15 protein-coding genes are annotated in these 16,391 nt (G+C 65.1%); all 15 read left to right on the top strand.

The genetic code is table 11. From position 1 onward, the window contains the following. Positions 1-3 precede the first annotated feature (3 nt). The 15 genes from V5F63_RS19610 to V5F63_RS19540 all read left to right on the top strand — a co-directional run bounded on the left by V5F63_RS19610 (position 4) and on the right by V5F63_RS19540 (position 16,390). Positions 4-783 carry a lytic transglycosylase domain-containing protein gene (locus V5F63_RS19610; RefSeq protein ID WP_394103033.1) on the top strand — a complete coding sequence of 260 codons (780 nt, stop codon included), beginning with the start codon at positions 4-6 and terminating at the stop codon, positions 781-783. A gap of 190 nt (positions 784-973) precedes the next feature. Continuing rightward, positions 974-2,062: an IS110 family RNA-guided transposase gene (locus V5F63_RS19605; RefSeq protein ID WP_012112611.1), complete on the top strand. Its 1,089-nt coding sequence runs from the start codon at positions 974-976 to the stop codon at positions 2,060-2,062. A gap of 556 nt (positions 2,063-2,618) precedes the next feature. Next, a complete protein-coding gene (locus V5F63_RS19600; protein WP_394100517.1) occupies positions 2,619-4,358 on the top strand; it encodes a relaxase/mobilization nuclease domain-containing protein in 1,740 nt (579 codons plus the stop codon). Positions 4,359-4,386: 28 nt separating this feature from the next. Then, a complete protein-coding gene (locus tag V5F63_RS19595; RefSeq protein ID WP_394100518.1) occupies positions 4,387-6,375 on the top strand; it encodes a conjugal transfer protein TraG in 1,989 nt (662 codons plus the stop codon). A 7-nt stretch (positions 6,376-6,382) separates the two neighbouring features. Beyond that, positions 6,383-6,817, top strand: a complete 435-nt coding sequence (locus tag V5F63_RS19590; protein WP_129608423.1) for a ribbon-helix-helix protein, CopG family — start codon at positions 6,383-6,385, stop codon at positions 6,815-6,817. Positions 6,818-6,986: 169 nt separating this feature from the next. After that, positions 6,987-7,970 carry a P-type conjugative transfer ATPase TrbB gene (gene trbB / locus V5F63_RS19585; protein ID WP_394100519.1) on the top strand — a complete coding sequence of 328 codons (984 nt, stop codon included), beginning with the start codon at positions 6,987-6,989 and terminating at the stop codon, positions 7,968-7,970. Next, on the top strand, positions 7,970-8,299 hold the full coding sequence (locus V5F63_RS19580) for a TrbC/VirB2 family type IV secretion system protein (RefSeq protein ID WP_425502094.1): 330 nt from the start codon (positions 7,970-7,972) through the stop codon (positions 8,297-8,299). Before trbB ends, V5F63_RS19580 begins: the two co-directional genes overlap by 1 nt. After that, a complete protein-coding gene (locus V5F63_RS19575) occupies positions 8,299-8,577 on the top strand; it encodes a VirB3 family type IV secretion system protein (protein WP_183858149.1) in 279 nt (92 codons plus the stop codon). Before V5F63_RS19580 ends, V5F63_RS19575 begins: the two co-directional genes overlap by 1 nt. A gap of 7 nt (positions 8,578-8,584) precedes the next feature. After that, positions 8,585-11,041: a conjugal transfer protein TrbE gene (gene trbE, locus V5F63_RS19570; RefSeq protein ID WP_394100520.1), complete on the top strand. Its 2,457-nt coding sequence runs from the start codon at positions 8,585-8,587 to the stop codon at positions 11,039-11,041. Beyond that, positions 11,038-11,805: a P-type conjugative transfer protein TrbJ gene (gene trbJ, locus V5F63_RS19565; protein WP_394100521.1), complete on the top strand. Its 768-nt coding sequence runs from the start codon at positions 11,038-11,040 to the stop codon at positions 11,803-11,805. The genes trbE and trbJ overlap by 4 nt, the downstream gene beginning before the upstream one ends. 9 nt (positions 11,806-11,814) lie before the next feature. Beyond that, positions 11,815-12,189, top strand: coding sequence for a putative entry exclusion protein TrbK-alt (gene trbK-alt / locus V5F63_RS19560; RefSeq protein WP_394100522.1), 375 nt, complete (start codon positions 11,815-11,817; stop codon positions 12,187-12,189). A gap of 4 nt (positions 12,190-12,193) precedes the next feature. Next, positions 12,194-13,546 (top strand): P-type conjugative transfer protein TrbL, encoded by a 1,353-nt coding sequence (gene trbL / locus V5F63_RS19555; protein WP_394100523.1) that lies wholly within the window; start codon positions 12,194-12,196, stop codon positions 13,544-13,546. Continuing rightward, a complete protein-coding gene (trbF, locus tag V5F63_RS19550) occupies positions 13,546-14,229 on the top strand; it encodes a conjugal transfer protein TrbF (RefSeq protein ID WP_394100950.1) in 684 nt (227 codons plus the stop codon). The genes trbL and trbF overlap by 1 nt, the downstream gene beginning before the upstream one ends. After that, positions 14,226-15,203: a P-type conjugative transfer protein TrbG gene (gene trbG, locus V5F63_RS19545; protein WP_394100524.1), complete on the top strand. Its 978-nt coding sequence runs from the start codon at positions 14,226-14,228 to the stop codon at positions 15,201-15,203. Before trbF ends, trbG begins: the two co-directional genes overlap by 4 nt. Continuing rightward, positions 15,200-16,390 (top strand): TraB/TrbI/VirB10 family type IV secretion system protein, encoded by a 1,191-nt coding sequence (locus V5F63_RS19540; protein WP_394100525.1) that lies wholly within the window; start codon positions 15,200-15,202, stop codon positions 16,388-16,390. Before trbG ends, V5F63_RS19540 begins: the two co-directional genes overlap by 4 nt. The last annotated feature ends 1 nt before the right edge of the window (position 16,391 follow it).

Below are 16,391 nucleotides of genomic sequence, written 5' to 3'. Positions count from 1 at the left end.
GGAATGCCCATCTGCTGCACCTCACCAACGCGGATCATGAGGCCCGGGCGGCGTTTGCCCGCCCGGCGTCTCACCGCTCTTCTCCTTACCGGCCTGCTCTCGGTAGTCACGATCAGCGGTTCGGCCAGCGCTCAGGTGGTGCCGTCCGCCAGCGCCGATCAGGCGAGCCCCATCGTCCTCCACATCGACGTGGCTTCGCGCCGCTTCCGCATTCCGGCGTCCTGGATTCGCACGGTCATGCGCGCCGAAAGCGCACTTGATATCCGCGCCGTATCCTCTGCTGGCGCGATCGGCCTTATGCAAGTCATGCCGGAAACCTGGCTTGAGCTGCGCGCCCGCTACGATCTTGGTCGCGACCCCTTCGATGTGCGGGACAACATTCTCGCCGGCGCCGCGTACCTGCGCGAGATGTACGACCGATACGGCAATGTCAGCGCCATGCTGGCCGCCTACAATGCAGGGCCCCGGCGTTACGACGAGTACCTTGTGGGCACGCGTGATCTGCCGGCCGAGACGCGGGCCTATGTCGCCACGATCGCACCCCTTCTCGGGGTTGACCCGCCGCCGTATGCAATGCCGTCGACGCGCGCTGATCCGCTTGCTTGGATGAGCGCCCCGCTCTTCGTCGCACGCTCTGATGACGTCGGAAAAGCAGCCGCAGTGCATCCCGAGCGTCAGCGCGAGAGCGGACCGAACGCGCCACGAATGCAAGACACCAGCGCATTCTCAGCGCGTTCACCCGCTCTATTCGTAGCACGCGGCGGCAACGAGAGGCCGCAATGACGACTGCCGCCCTCATTCGCGTCATGGCGTATTCAGGCGTGGAATGGAGTGCGTTGAGGCAGGAGCTTGGAAGCACGACCGCACGATTGCCGCCCGTAATCGGCAGGACGGTTCCCCGCCGAAGAGCGCGCCACCAACAGCTTCGCCGCCCGGTAAAATCTCCCGCGTTACGCAACGCAGGAGGCGGGTGATGGACTTCTTTTGCGGGCTGGACGTGGCCATCGAGGAGACGGCGGTGTGCGTCGTCGATGATCGCGGTGAAGTACATCTGACGGTGAAGGTGGCGACCGAGCCGGAGGCGTTGCTGGCGGTGCTGAAGCCCTTCGTTGGGCGATTGAAGCGTGTCGGCCACGAGGCCGGCTCGCTGTCGCCCTGGCTCCATCCCGAGCTCAAGAAGCTCGGCCTGCCGGCGATCTGCCTGGAGACGCAGCATGTGCGGGCCGCGATGTCGGCCCAGCGCAACAAGACCGACGCAGCGGACGCCCTCGGGATCGCCCACATCATGCGCACAGGCTGGTTCCGCCAGGCGCACGTGAAGACGGAAAGCTGCTACCGGATGCGCCTGCTGCTGACGCATCGACGCAACCTGAAGCGCAAGTTCCTCGATCTCGAGAACGCCATCCGCCACTCGCTGAAGAGCTTCGGGATCAAGCTCGGTGGCACCTCGCGCGGCAAGTTCGACCAGGCGGTGCGGGAGGCGGTGGCCGACGATCCGCTGTCCTGCGAGCTCATGGACGCCATGCTGTCGGCGCGCGCCGCGCTGTGGAAGGAGTATTGCCGGCTGCACGATCTCGTCGTGAAGCTGGTGGCGCAAAGCGAGCTGTGCCGGCGCTTCATGGCGATCCCAGGCGTCGGGCCGGTGACGGCGCTCAGCTTCATGACGGCGATCGACGACCCGTCCCGCTTCCGCCGCTCGCGCGACGTTGCCGCCTATTTCGGGCTGACGTCCAGGCGATGGCAGTCGGGCACATCGATCGACGTGCAGGGGCGTATCTCAAAGGCTGGGGACTCTGATGTGCGCCGCGCGCTCTACGAGGCGGCATCGGGACTGCTGACCCGCTTCAAGGGCAAGGACAAGGTGAAGGCCTGGGGCCAGGAGATCGCCAAGCGCTCCTGCCATCGCAAGGCGTGCGTCGCCGTGGCCCGCAAACTGGCCGTCATCATGCACGCCATGTGGAGCGACGGCACCTTCTATCTCGGCGATCCGGCAGCGAGCACTGCCGACGCCGCGCAGCGGGCGCACACCAAGGATCGCAAGCTCCTGGGAGCCCACCGATGAGCAACTTGCTGACACGAGACATGCAGCGCGCCCGCAGCTGACGGACGCCATTCTGAACATGGAGATCCGCCCTCGGCGGATGAGGACCGATGCAGACCAGGACCGACGGAACGCACGTTATCTTGCCTGCGGCTGTGCCGATCGGAAGACGGCCGGACCGCGCTCGATTGCCTGTGACGATGCTCCGTCAATCCGATGGAAAAGTGCGCCGCGACGGTTCGAGCGCTGCCGACGTGCAGCCGGAACACCCCGTCGCAGAGCGCGGAGGAGTGCAAGGCGCATCGGAACTCGAAGCCCGCGAGCGGAGGCGTGCCGTGGCGAACAGCATAGTATATTCTCGCATCGGGAAGGATGAACGACGATGTCCGCAAGAGCAGTGGAAATACGACCGATTAGGAGGGCGAGATAAAAAGGCGCGATGTGCGCGCGAGGACGGTCGTGGTTTTTCAATAGCTTGCGAGCCGAATTCGCGAGGTGCGCCTTGTCGACGCAGCCTGCGGCCTCGGCACTCTCTCAGTTCAGTCAGAGTGTTAGCGCGATGTGCGGAGCGGTGGCTATGAGCGTCGAGGACGAGTTCCGCATCCGCCCCGGCCGCATCCGCTCGACGCGCGCCCAGCGCGCTCGGCCGTTCATCGCGCAGGCGCTTGCGGCCGCGCAGCGGGCCGGCGGTCACGTCTCACGCTCGGGCAACATCAGCTCCGGCGCGGGATCGCGCTTCGGACGTGGCCGCCACGCGACCGTGCAGGCGAACCGTCTGCTCACCAGCCGCTCGCGCATCACGGTCATCAAGACCCGCGTCGTTCGCCATTCGGCTCGCTCGGCGCCGCTTGCAACACACCTCAGCTATCTCCGCCGCGAAGGCGTGACCCGGGATGGGGAGAAGGCCCGCCTCTTCGGACCCGGCGGCGACGACCTGGATGCCAAGGAGTTTGCCGAGCGTTGCGAGGACGATCGCCACCACTTCCGCTTCATCGTCTCGCCCGAGGATGCGACCGAGATGTCGGACCTCAATATCTTCGCCCGCTACCTGATGAGCCAGATGGAAAAGGACCTCGGCACCAAGCTGGACTGGGTGGGCATTGATCATTGGAACACCGACAATCCCCACGTCCACATCATCCTGCGCGGCCGCTCCGACGACGGCCAGGATCTCGTGATCTCGCGCGACTACATCAAGGAGGGCATGCGTGCTCGCGCACAGGATCTCGTGACGCAGGAGTTGGGCCCACGCACGGATCAAGAGATCCGGCGCAACCTCGAACGTCAGGTCGAGTCGGAGCGCTGGACCAACCTCGACCGGCAACTCTCGCGTGACGCGTATCGGACAGGCGTCATCGATCTCGCTCCGAGCCCTGATCGCCAGCCCGACGAGTTTCACGTCCTGAAAGTCGGACGGCTGCGCAAGCTGGAGGCTCTGGGCCTCGCCGATCAGATCGGCCCGGGCCAGTGGGTGATGGTCGAGAATGCCGAAACCACTCTGCGCGAGCTTGGCGAGCGAGGCGACATCATCAAGCGCATCCATCGTGAACTGGCCGAGCGCAATATCGAGCGTGGCACCTCGAGTTACGTGCTCGCCGGAGAGAGCCTCGACGACCAGATCGTTGGTCGTCTCATAGCGCGTGGTCTCGATGACGAGCTGAACGGCACGGCCTATGCCGTGATAGATGGAGTCGACGGCCGGACCCATCACATCAAGCTCGCCGACCTCGATGCTGCTGGGGACTCGGGCCCAGGTTCGATCGTCGAGCTGCGCAAGTTTGATGACGCGCAGGGCCGGCGACGCGTTGCGCTCGCAGTTCGATCGGACATCCCGCTCGAGCAGCAGATTACTGCCAGCGGCGCCACCTGGCTGGACCGCCAAGCGACTGCGCGCGAACCGGTGGCCCTTGGCGGCGGTGGCTTCGGAGCCGAGGTGCGCGACGCGCTCGATCGCCGCGCCGAGCATCTCATCAGTCAGGGCCTGGCCGAGCGCCAGGCGCGCGGCGTGAGTTTCAGCCGCAACCTCATCGGAACACTGCGCGGGCGCGAACTCGAAGCACTGAGCGAACGCCTGAGCGCCGAGACAGGACAAGCCGCCGTCAAACCGTTTGCCGGCGAATATGTCGCCGGCACATACCGCCGCCGCTTCGACCTCGCATCCGGTCGCTTCGCAATGCTCGATGACGGGCTCGGCTTCCAGCTCGTCCCGTGGTCGCCCTCACTCGAACGGAATCTCGGCCGCCACATCTCCGGTATCGCCCGCGGCGACGGCGGGGTCGATTGGAGCTTCGGCCGGAAGCGCGGGCTCGGCCTGTGAAGGCGCCAGAAAAGAAGGAGTGCCGACGATGTCAGCTACGAAAATCCTCTGGGGTCAAATTCTGGTTGTCTCGCTGATCATTCTGGCGACCACGTGGGCAGCGACGCAGTGGACGGCATGGCAGTTGGGTTTCCAGGCACAGCTCGGCGAGCCGTGGTTCGATCTGTTCGGCTGGCCGGTCTACTACCCGCCATCATTCTTCATGTGGTGGTACTTCTACGACGCCTACGCGCCAGCAATTTTCGTGCGCGGTGCGATCATCGCCGCATCCGGTGGCTTCATCGCGATCGCCGTCGCCATCGCGATGTCAGTGTGGCGGGCGCGTGAGGCCAAGAACGTGGACACCTATGGGTCGGCCCGTTGGGCGCGGCTTGACGAGGTCAAGGCAGCCGGCCTCCTCGGGCCCGACGGGGTCGTGCTTGGAAGGCTCGGCCGTGACTATCTCCGGCACGACGGACCCGAGCACGTCCTCTGCTTTGCGCCGACCCGCTCTGGCAAGGGCGTCGGCTTGGTCATTCCCTCGCTGCTAACCTGGCCCGGCAGCGCGATCGTCCATGACATCAAGGGTGAGAACTGGCAGCTCACCTCCGGATTCCGCACGCAACACGGTCGCGTTCTGCTGTTCGATCCCACCAACGCGAAGTCCTCCGCCTACAACCCGCTACTCGAAGTGCGGCGCGGAGAATGGGAGGTCCGAGACGTCCAGAACATCGCGGACATCCTGGTCGATCCCGAAGGCTCGTTGGAGAAAAGGAATCATTGGGAGAAGACCTCCCATGCGCTGCTGGTCGGCGCCATCCTCCATGTGCTCTATGCGGAGGAAGACAAGACGCTCGCCGGCGTCGCATCCTTTCTCTCCGATCCGCGGCGCCCGATCGAGTCAACGCTTGCCGCGATGATGAAGACCCCGCATCTCGGGGAGGCCGGATCACATCCAGTCATCGCAAGCGCCGCCAGGGAGCTGCTCAACAAGTCTGACAACGAACGAAGCGGCGTTCTGAGCACGGCCATGTCGTTCTTGGGCTTGTACCGCGATCCCGTGGTCGCCGCTGTTACGCGCCGGTGTGACTGGCGGATCACCGACATTGTGGGCGACGCGCGACCAACGACGCTCTACCTCGTTGTGCCACCGTCAGACATCGCGCGCACCAAGCCTCTCATCCGGCTGGTCCTGAACCAAATCGGACGGCGCCTGACGGAAGACCTGCGTGCGAAAGGGCGCCGCCACCGGCTGCTTCTCATGCTCGATGAGTTTCCCGCGCTTGGCCGCTTGGATTTTTTCGAGAGCGCGTTGGCCTTCATGGCGGGTTACGGCTTGAAGTCGTTCTTGATCGCGCAATCGCTGAACCAAATCGAGAAGGCCTACGGGCCAAACAACTCGATCCTCGACAACTGTCATGTGAGGGTGAGCTTTGCTACGAACGACGAAAGGACCGCCAAAAGGGTCAGCGACGCACTCGGCACAGCGACCGAGATGCGCGCAATGCGCAACTATGCCGGCCATCGCCTGAGTCCCTGGCTCGGCCACCTGATGGTGTCGCGATCAGAAACTGCGCGACCGCTGCTTACGCCGGGTGAGATCATGCAGCTCTCGCCGACGGACGAAATCGTCATGGTTGCCGGCACGCCACCCATTCGCGCCCGGAAGGCGCGGTACTTTGAGGATCGCCGCTTTCAAGATCGCATCCTTCCGCCTCCGGAGACCGCAAAGGCATCCGACCCGCAGTCGAATGAGTGGACGTCCATGCCCGTCCCACCGCGCCCCGCCCTTGAATTGGTGGGATCGGCGAACGGCAGCAGCGAAGGCGAAGACCCAACCGGCTCCGAGAAGCGGCGGCAGCCCGAGCAGAACCGCACGAGCCCGGTGGAGAGGAAACTTCCCATGGAAAACGAGTTCGAAATCGACCAGGTCGACGACGATGCGGACGACACTGCACGCCTGAGCCGTGTGAACCGCCTCATGCAAGGCATCGCGCGACAAGTGTCCCTCGATCCGAACGATGGCATGGAACTTTAGGCAGCCGATGGCAAATCCAGGCAAAAAGCAGCGGCTCTCGGTCTATCTTGAACCGGCCGTCACCAAATCCCTCGCCGAGTATGCGGCGCGCCGTGGCCAGTCGCGGTCGCTAATCGCCGAAGCAGCGATCGCCTCTTTCCTATCACCTGACGCTGCCGAGCGACAGGAAGCTGCTATTGCGAAGCGCCTCGATCAGCTCGACAGGCGTATGACGCGCCTCGAACGGGATCTGGGGATTGCGGTGGAGACGCTCGCAGTGTTCGTCCGGAACTGGTTGATGACGAACCCGCCGCTGCCTGAGCCGGCCCAGGCGGCCGCCCGCGCACAAGCAGGCGAACGCTACGATGCGTTCGTCGCTGCGCTCGGTCGCCGCCTCGCCAAGGGACCTCGCCTGCGTCAAGAGGTCTCCGAAGACGTCCCGGGCGACTCCCCAGCCGAATAGAGCGCGCGGGCCGAGTCACTAGACTTCTGCCGTTTCGCCGTTTCCCTGTATTTGCACGCCACAGTACGACGACCACATTCCGGTTGTTGCGTCGCCCGAATTTCTGCCCCTTCTACTCATCCCCGATCCAGGGCTGCTCTCAAGTGGTCCCGCGCAGAACGGGGACGACATGGCGAATTCCTTCCAGCAAACAGAGGCGATACTTCGCAGCACGCGCATGCTGCGGACGGCCCTAGGGCCAGCGGTCGCCGGATTCCTGGAGGACCCGTCGATCGTCGAGGTGATGCTCAACCCGGATGGGCGGCTCTGGATCGACCGGCTCTCGGAAGGCCTCGCCGATACAGGCGAGCGCCTGTCGGCCGCCGACGGAGAGCGCATCGTCCGCCTCGTCGCCCACCATGTCGGCGCAGAGGTCCACGCCGGAAGTCCGCGGGTCTCGGCAGAGTTGCCCGGAACGGGGGAGCGCTTCGAGGGCCTGCTGCCGCCTATCGTGGCCGCGCCCGCCTTTGCAATTCGGAAGCCCGCCATCGCGATCTTCACGCTGCAGGACTACGTCGCGGCCAGCATCATGTCGGCCGAGCAGGCGCAGACTCTTCGCAACGCGGTCACCGATCGCCGGAACATTCTCGTCGCCGGGGGAACAAGCACCGGCAAGACTACGCTCACCAACGCGCTCCTCGCAGAAGTGTCAAAATCGACCGATCGCGTCGTTCTCATCGAGGACACGCGCGAGCTTCAGTGCAGCGCGCCCAATCTCGTGGCGATGCGCACGAAGGACGGCGTCGCGACGCTGTCCGACCTGGTGCGCTCTTCTCTGCGCCTGCGGCCCGATCGCATCCCCATCGGCGAGGTTCGCGGCGCCGAGGCCCTGGACCTCCTGAAAGCTTGGGGCACCGGGCATCCCGGTGGCGTCGGGACCATTCACGCCGGCACAGCGATCGGGGCTCTGCGGCGTCTCGAACAGCTCATCCAAGAGGCGGTGATCACGGTGCCTCGTGCCCTAATCGCCGAGACGATCGACCTTGTCGCTGTCCTCAGCGGCCGCGGATCGTTGCGCCGCCTCGCCGAGCTCGCGCACGTCCACGGCCTGACCGCCGACGGCGACTACCACGTCACCCCCGCAACCTTGCCCGCCACAGGAGATCGTGCGTGATCCACAAGCTCCAGAACCTTCGTCGTCATCTTGCCTCCGCAACCGCGGCCGCTGTCGTCAGCCTCGCGCTCGCCCCGGCCGCACATGCCTCTGGCTCCTCAATGCCGTGGGAGCAGCCGCTTGAACAAATCCTTCAGTCGATCGAAGGACCCGTCGCGAAGATCATCGCGGTGATCATCATCATCGTTACCGGCTTGACCCTCGCGTTCGGCGACACGAGTGGTGGCTTTCGGAGACTCGTTCAGATTGTCTTCGGCCTCTCGATCGCTTTCGCAGCCAGCTCGTTCTTTCTCAGCTTCTTCAGCTTCGGCGGCGGAGTGCTCGTCTGATGCCAGGCATTGCCGACAACGCAGAAGTCCCAGGCTTCTCGGTGCCCGTTCACCGGGCGCTGACCGACCATATCCTCCTCGGCGGCGCGCCGAGGTCGATCGCGATCCTCAATGGCACGTTGGCGGCCGCTCTCGGCCTTGGCCTTCGGCTCTGGCTCGTCGGTCTCGGACTCTGGGCTGCCGGCCACTTCGCGGCCGTATGGGCAGCCAAACGCGATCCAATGTTCGTGGAAGTGATCCGCCGGCATCTGCGCATCCCCTCCTTCCTCGCGGTCTGAGCCTGCCATGATGAACCTCGCCGAATATCGCCGCACCGCTACTCGCCTCGCAGATTTCCTGCCTTGGGTCGCGCTTGTTGGCCAAGGAGTTGTTCTGAACAAGGACGGCTCATTTCAACGCAGCGCAAGCTTTCGCGGTCCAGATCTGGACTCCGCTGTTGCAGCGGAACTGGTTGGCGTGGCGGCAAGGCTTAACAACGCTTTCCGCCGTCTCGGTTCGGGCTGGGCGATTTTTGTAGAGGCGCAGCGCTACCCCTCCAACCGCTATCCGGACAGCATCTTTCCCGATTCCGCGTCGGCGTTGCTCGATGCCGAGCGCAAGGCTGATTTCGAGGAAGAAGGCGCACATTTCGAGTCCCGCTACGTCCTCACGTTCGCCTGGCTGCCGCCGGCCGAGGATGCCGCGCGCGCGGAGACTTGGCTCTACGAGGGAAGGGAACGGTCAGGTGTCGACCCTCACGAGATTCTGCGAGCCTTCGTCGACCGCACCGACCGTGTGCTCGCGCTGCTCCACGGCTTCATGAAGGAATGCCGTTGGCTGGATGACAGCGAGACGCTGACCTACCTGCATTCCTGCGTTTCCACCAAGCGCCATCGTGTCCGTGTTCCCGAGACACCGATGTATCTCGATGCGCTGCTGGCCGACCAGCCTCTCACCGGGGGCCTTGAGCCTCGTCTCGGCGATCAGCACCTGCGCACACTCACCATCGTAGGCTTCCCGACCGCGACGACGCCCGGCATCCTCGACGAGCTGAACCGGCTCGCATTCCCCTATCGTTGGGCAACACGCGCGATCCTGCTCGACAAGACCGACGCGACCAAGCTGCTCACCCGCATCAGGCGGCAATGGTTCGCAAAGCGGAAAAGCATTGCGGCCATCGTCAAGGAAGTCATGACGAATGAGGCGTCGGTCCTTGTAGATACCGACGCCACCAACAAGGCCGCCGACGCCGACATGGCCCTTCAGGAACTCGGCGCGGATCTCGCCGGCATGGCCTACGTGACGGCTACGATTACCGTGTGGGACGGCGATCCACGCTTAGCCGACGAGAAGCTGCGCCTCGTCGAGAAGGTGATCCAGAGCCGCGACTTCACTGCAATGATCGAGGCCGTCAACGCGGTCGACGCCTGGCTCGGGAGCCTGCCCGGCCATCTGTACGCCAACGTCCGGCAGCCGCCAATCTCCACGCTCAACTTGGCGCACATGATTCCACTCTCGGCCGTCTGGGCCGGCCCCGCTCAAGATGAGCACTTCAAAGCGCCGCCGCTGTTCTTCGGCAAGACCGAGGGAAGCACGCCATTCCGCTTTTCGCTCCACGTCGGCGATGTAGGCCACACGCTGATCGTGGGGCCAACCGGCTCCGGCAAATCGGTGTTGCTGGCGTTGATGGCCCTGCAATTCCGCCGCTACGACCGCAGCCAGATCTTCGCATTTGACTTCGGCGGTTCGATCCGCGCCGCCGCACTCGCAATGGGCGGAGACTGGCACGACCTCGGTGGCGGCCTCACGGAAGGTTCCGAAACGTCCGTCTCTCTCCAGCCGCTCGCACGCATCCATGACACCTATGAGCGGGCCTGGGCAGCCGACTGGATCGTCGCCATTCTGATGCGCGAAGGCGTCACGATTACCCCGGAAGTCAAGGAGCACATCTGGACGGGGCTGACCTCGCTTGCCTCCGCCCCTGTCGAGGAGCGGACCATTACCGGCCTGACGGTGCTGCTCCAATCGAACGACCTCAAGCAAGCAATTCGACCCTATTGCGTCGGAGGCCCCTATGGCCGGCTGCTGGACGCGGAATTTGAGCATTTGGGTTCGGCCGCTGTTCTAGCCTTCGAGATCGAAGGCCTTGTCGGGAGCGGAGGCGCGCCGGCCGTCCTGTCTTACCTGTTTCATCGCATCTCCGACAGGCTCGACGGCTCGCCAACCCTGCTCATCATCGACGAGGGGTGGCTGGCGCTAAACGATCCCGGATTTGCCAAGCAGCTCACCGAGTGGCTGGTCACGCTCCGCAAGAAGAACGCGTCGGTCGTCTTCGCAACCCAGTCGCTTGCACAGATCGAGAAGAGCACGATCGCTGCCGAAATCGTCGACAGTTGCCACACGCGGCTGCTGTTGCCCAACGACCGGGCGATCGAACCGCAGATCACCAGCATTTATCGCCGGTTTGGGCTCAATGATCGCCAGATCGAGATTCTCGCGCGAGCCACGCCGAAACGAGACTACTACTGCCAATCCCGAAGCGGCAATCGCCTTTTCGAGCTGGGTCTCTCCGACGTCGGCCTCGCCCTCTGCGCTGCGTCCGCAAGGGATGATCAGGCGCTGATTGCCAGCATCCTGGCTGAGCACGGCCGGGAGGGGTTTCTCCCTGCGTGGCTCGAAGCTCGTGGCGTGAGCTGGGCCATCGATCTCCTTCCTAACTTCCCGACGCTCCTCCCCGAACCCTCAAAGGAGGCTCAACGATGAGCACCCGCAAATCCCGCTCGCGCGCGGCACTCCTCGCCGCCACCATCTTCTCGCTTCCAATGTCGCTTGTACCGCCGGTGATCACGCCCGCGTCGGCGCAGTGGATCGTCTACGACCCGACGAACTACGTGCAGAACGTGCTTCAGGCGGCACGCGCGCTTGAGCAGATCAACAATCAGATCACGTCGCTTCAGAACGAAGCCCAGATGTTGATCAACCAAGCAAGGAATCTCGCCAGCCTGCCGTACTCCTCGCTCCAGCGGCTGCAACAATCGATCCAGCGGACCCAGCAGCTCCTCGGCCAAGCGCAGAACATCGCCTTCGACGTCCAGCAGATCGACCAGGCGTTTCAGACGACGTATGGCGGTGCCTCGCTGTCCGCGTCCGACCAGCAGCTCATCGCCGACGCGCGCACCCGATGGCAGAACACCGTGGGCGGCTTGCAGGACGCGATGCGCGTGCAGGCGACGGTGGTCGGCAACCTCGACACCAACCGCACCGAGATGTCAGCGCTCGTCGGCCAGAGCCAGGGTGCGACCGGCGCCCTGCAAGCCGCCCAGGCTGGCAACCAGATCCTCGCCCTTCAAGCGCAACAGCTCGCGGACCTCACCGCCGTTGTGGCCGCTGACGGCCGCGCCCGTGCGCTCGCAGAAGCCGAGCGCGCGGCCGCCGCGGACCAGGGCCGCGAGCAGCGCCGGAGGTTTCTCACGCCCGGCTCCGGCTACCAGCCCGGCAACGCCAGCATGTTCCCCGCAGGAAACTGAGGCCACGCTATGGACGGAAAGATGCTCGCCCGGCTCGGCGCCGTCCCCTTCGTTGCCGTCGCAATCACCGCGACGGTCGTCGAGCTGACCCGGAAGGAGGAGCGGCCGGAGATGGAGCCCGCTCGTCCGGCACAGACAAACGCCGTGGACCCACTGAACGCCGAGCTGTTCCGTTGTCAGAGTCTCGGAGAGGCCGGTCCGCGCGATCCCGCATGCTTGCGCGCCTGGGCGGAAAGCCGCCGGCGCTTCCTGACGCCTGGGACCGGCAACACGACAGCGGTTCGAGAGCAGTCGCGAGCACCCGGTGGAGCGCCCGCCGAAGGCTCATCCGCGAGCGAAGCGCGTCGCCATGGGGCGACGCCGCAGACCGAGGACGCCGAGTAGCGCCATGGGGGGCATGGGGGTCATCGATCATTTCCTGGAGGTCTTCACCCGCTACATCGACAGCGGGTTCGGCCTGTTGGGCGGCGAGGTCGCATTCATCGCGACAACGCTGATCGTGATCGACGTGACGCTCGCAGCGCTGTTCTGGAGCTGGGGTGCGGACGACGACATCATCGCTAGGCTCGTCAAGAAAACATTGTTCGTCGGTGTCTTCGCCTACATCATCGGCAATTGGAACAATCTCGCCCGCATCGTCTTCGAGTCCTTTGCCGGCCTAGGCCTCAAGGCTTCCGGCACCGGCTTCTCGACCGCCGATCTGCTACGCCCCGGCCGTGTTGCGCAAACCGGCCTCGACGCCGGACGGCCGCTGCTCGACTCGATCTCCGGCCTCATGGGCTACTGGTCGTTCTTCGAGAACTTCATTCAGATTGCGTGCCTCTTCCTCGCCTGGGCGCTCGTACTGCTCGCCTTCTTCATCCTCGCCGTGCAGTTGTTCGTGACGCTCATCGAGTTCAAGCTCACTACGCTTGCCGGCTTTGTGCTCATCCCATTCGGGCTGTTCGGCCAGTCCGCCTTCATGGCCGAGCGCGTGCTCGGCAACGTCATCAGCTCCGGCATCAAGGTGCTGGTGCTCGCCGTGATTATCGGCATCGGTTCGACGCTGTTCGGCGAATTCACCGCCGGCTTCGGTGGCGCCAGCCCGACGATCGATCAGGCCATGGCGATCGTGCTGGCGGCGCTGTCGCTGCTCGGCCTCGGGATATTCGGTCCTGGGATCGCAAGCGGCATTGTCTCGGGCGGCCCGCAACTTAGCGCCGGAGCCGCCGTCGGCACGGGCCTCGCGGCTGGTGGCGCCGCCGTTGCCGCAGGCGCGGCCGGCGGGCTTGCGGTACGTGGCGGCGCTGCGGCCCTATCTGGCACGGCCGCCGCCGCCCGCGGCGGAGCAGCCGTGGCGGGAGGCGCGGCAACTGCCTACAGCCTTGGTGCTGCCGGGCAATCCGGCGCTGCCGGCGTGGCTTCGAGCCTTGGTGGCGTCGCCCGCGCCGCCGACAGCGCGGCGGCCTCGCCGCTCCGTCGTGCTGCGACCCGCGCTGCCGAAAGCATGCGAGCCAGCTACGCGCAAGGCGCTCAGTCCGCTTTCGAAGCGACGGGCGGCGCATCGACCATGGGGAGCGTCGGCGGCAGCGCTGCCCAGGCACCGTCTGCGCCCACGTCTGAAGGTCCGCCGGCTTGGGCCCGCCGCATGAAACGCTCTCAGCACATGTCGCACGGCGTGATGGCCGCCGCTCACGCGATCCGCAGCGGCGACAGCCATGGCGGTGGCGCCTCCGTCAACCTCTCCCAGCGAGACCAATGATGTTCAAACGGCCATCGACACACTACGGAAAGACTCCCGTACCCGAGACACCATACCAGCGCGCCGCTCAGGTCTGGGACGAGCGGATTGGCTCGGCTCGCGTGCAGGCAAAGAACTGGCGCCTCATGGCGTTCGGCTGCCTGTTCCTGTCCGCTGGATTTGCCGCAGCGCTCGTCTGGGAGTCTGCCCGTGGCACCGTGGTGCCTTGGGTGGTTCAGGTCGACGATCTCGGCCAGGCCCAAGCCGTTGCGCCCGCCGTCGCGGACTACCGCCCCACCGATCCGCAGATCGCCTACCACCTTGCGCGTTTCATCGAGCAGGTCCGTGGCCTGCCTGCCGACCCCATCGTCGTGCGCCAGAACTGGCTGCGGGCCTATGAATTCACCACCGATCGCGGCGCGGCAGCGTTGAACGATTACGCAAGGGCGAACGATCCGTTCACCCGCGTCGGCAGACAGCAGGTCGCAGTCGAGGTGTCCAGCGTGATCCGGGCATCGCCGAACAGCTTCCGGGTGGCCTGGATCGAACGCCGCTACGAGAACGGCCAGCTCGCGGCGACCGAGCGCTGGGCCGCCATCCTCACTGTCGTTGTTCAACCTCCGCGCGACGCCGAGAGGCTCCGCGCGAATCCGCTCGGCATCTACGTCAATGCGATCAACTGGTCGCGGGAGATGGGACAATGAGTTCGATGGGCGTTCCGGCCAGACCGGCTTTCCGCAAATCCGCTTCCGTGTGCCTCGTGCTCGCTGCAATGGCGTTGGGCGGATGCGCGACAAACAGGCCGCCGCAGATCAGCTACGACTCCGATGTACCGCCGCTCCCTGCCGTACCTGCCGTGTTGACGGATGAGCGACCGCGGCCGTTGCACATACCGCCGGCCTGGACTCCGAGCCGCGGAGGCGCCGCATCGAATTCACCGACCGGCCGGGTCGAGAACGCCAACGCCGCCGCCCGTGTCGAGCCTCGTCGCGACGGCTATTTCAACGCGATCCAGATTTATCCCTGGAGCGAGGGGGCGCTCTATCAAGTCTATGCCGCGCCGGGACAGATCACCAACATCGCGCTCGAGCCGGGCGAAAGCCTGACCGGGGCCGGACCAATCGCTGCGGGCGATACCGCGAGATGGATCATCGGCGACACCGAGAGCGGATCAGGGACCACCCGGCGGGTTCACGTGCTCGTAAAGCCGACGCGTGCGGACATCTCCACGAACCTTGTCATTACCACTGACCGCCGCATCTACATGATCGAGCTGCGCTCCGGCGAACGTCCCTACATGCCGGCCGTGGCATGGGCCTATCCGCAGCCCCCAGCCTCACAGCGCCCAGGCGTGCCGGCAGCGCCCATCATCCCGGTGGCCGCCGCACGCAACTACCGCTACGCGCTGACGGGAGACAGTCCGCCGTGGCGGCCTACCACTGTCTACGATGATGGCCGTCGCGTCTATGTCGAGTTTCCACGCGGTATCGTCCAAGGCGAGATGCCGCCAATATTCGTCATCGGCTCGGAAGGTGAACTCCAGATCGTCAACAGTCGCATTCACCAGAACATCCTGATCGTCGATCGGCTCTTCGCCGCCGCGGAACTTCGGCTCGGCAGCGGCAACCGCCAGCAAACGGTCAGAATCGGCCGCAGCGATGGGAGGCCCTCCTCATGAGCGACCCTGACAACCGGGGCCACAATATGGAGACCGAGGAACCAGCGAGCGACACCACGGCTCCGATGCGCCTGCGTGGTGAGCCACCTCGCGTGACGCGCTTGTCGCGCAAGGCATTGATGGCGATCGGCCTGATCGCGTGCGCGGGCCTTGGCGGCGCGTTGATCTACGCCCTCCAGACTCGACACGGCGGCTCTGCGAACGAAGAACTTTACTCGACGAGGAACCGCCCCACCGCTGATGGTCTCACCGATCTGCCACGCGACTATACCGGCCCGCGACTCGGCCCCCCGCTGCCTGGCGATCTCGGTCGACCGATCCTGGATGCGCAGAACCGCGGCCAACCGGTCGTACCTCCACCGATTCGACCGACGGTCGACCCGGCAGAGCAGCGCCGACTCGCGGAGGAGGAAGCAGCACGCACCAGTCGCGTGTTCTTTCAGACTGAGGCACGCACGCTTACAGCTCCCGCCGGGACGGGTAGCGCCGCAACCACCACGAACCTGACCGGCCTCGGCCTTCCCGGGCAACTCAACGCTCCAACTGCGCAGGATCGCCAGATCGCTTTCCTCAATGCCGCCGTCGATCGTCGCACCGTCGCGCCTGACCGCGTGCTAGCGCCTGCATCGCCATACGTGTTGCAGGCGGGAGCTGTGATTCCGGCCGCGCTGATCACGGGGATCCGCTCGGACCTGCCGGGACAGATCACAGCTCAAGTGACCGAACACATCTATGACAGCCCCACCGGGCGGATGCTTCTCGTGCCGCAGGGCACGCGCATCATCGGGCAATATGACAACGCCGTGCAGTTCGGCCAGCGGCGGGTATTGCTGGCATGGAATCGTCTGATCTTCCCGAACGGACGCTCCATCGTTTTGGAGCGCCAGCCGGGAGCCGACACGCAGGGCTATGCTGGCCTTGAGGGTGGTGTCGATTACCACTGGTGGGAACTCGCCAAGGCGGCGGGCCTCTCCACGCTGTTGAGCGTCGGTGCTGAGCTTGCGATTGACGACGAAGATCGCCTGCTGCGAGCGATACGCAACGGCGGCCAGGATACGATCAACGATGCCGGGCAGCAGATCATTCGGCGTCAGCTCAACGTGCCGCCAACCCTGACGATCCGGCCCGGCTTTCCCGTGCGCGTGATCGTCACGCGTGATCTGGTCCTCGAACCCTACGGAGGATAGT

Origin of the sequence: Xanthobacter wiegelii (genome assembly GCF_043193855.2) — a bacterium.
GTDB classification, from domain to species: Bacteria; Pseudomonadota; Alphaproteobacteria; order Rhizobiales; family Xanthobacteraceae; genus Xanthobacter; species Xanthobacter flavus_A.
The sequence above is the reverse complement of the archived record's forward strand: the minus strand, read 5'-3'. Positions and strand labels throughout refer to the sequence as shown.

What these genes read in the sequence shown, in the direction of transcription:
- trbK-alt (WP_394100522.1), top strand. Translation starts at nt 11,815, where the DNA reads ATGGACGGAAAGATGCTCGCCCGGCTCGGCGCCGTCCCCTTCGTTGCC.
- V5F63_RS19540 (WP_394100525.1), top strand. Translation starts at nt 15,200, where the DNA reads ATGAGCGACCCTGACAACCGGGGCCACAATATGGAGACCGAGGAACCA.
- V5F63_RS19610 (WP_394103033.1), top strand. Translation starts at nt 4, where the DNA reads ATGCCCATCTGCTGCACCTCACCAACGCGGATCATGAGGCCCGGGCGG.
- trbG (WP_394100524.1), top strand. Translation starts at nt 14,226, where the DNA reads ATGAGTTCGATGGGCGTTCCGGCCAGACCGGCTTTCCGCAAATCCGCT.
- trbJ (WP_394100521.1), top strand. Translation starts at nt 11,038, where the DNA reads ATGAGCACCCGCAAATCCCGCTCGCGCGCGGCACTCCTCGCCGCCACC.
- trbB (WP_394100519.1), top strand. Translation starts at nt 6,987, where the DNA reads ATGGCGAATTCCTTCCAGCAAACAGAGGCGATACTTCGCAGCACGCGC.
- V5F63_RS19605 (WP_012112611.1), top strand. Translation starts at nt 974, where the DNA reads ATGGACTTCTTTTGCGGGCTGGACGTGGCCATCGAGGAGACGGCGGTG.
- V5F63_RS19575 (WP_183858149.1), top strand. Translation starts at nt 8,299, where the DNA reads ATGCCAGGCATTGCCGACAACGCAGAAGTCCCAGGCTTCTCGGTGCCC.
- V5F63_RS19600 (WP_394100517.1), top strand. Translation starts at nt 2,619, where the DNA reads ATGAGCGTCGAGGACGAGTTCCGCATCCGCCCCGGCCGCATCCGCTCG.
- trbE (WP_394100520.1), top strand. Translation starts at nt 8,585, where the DNA reads ATGATGAACCTCGCCGAATATCGCCGCACCGCTACTCGCCTCGCAGAT.
- V5F63_RS19595 (WP_394100518.1), top strand. Translation starts at nt 4,387, where the DNA reads ATGTCAGCTACGAAAATCCTCTGGGGTCAAATTCTGGTTGTCTCGCTG.
- trbF (WP_394100950.1), top strand. Translation starts at nt 13,546, where the DNA reads ATGTTCAAACGGCCATCGACACACTACGGAAAGACTCCCGTACCCGAG.
- V5F63_RS19590 (WP_129608423.1), top strand. Translation starts at nt 6,383, where the DNA reads ATGGCAAATCCAGGCAAAAAGCAGCGGCTCTCGGTCTATCTTGAACCG.
- trbL (WP_394100523.1), top strand. Translation starts at nt 12,194, where the DNA reads ATGGGGGGCATGGGGGTCATCGATCATTTCCTGGAGGTCTTCACCCGC.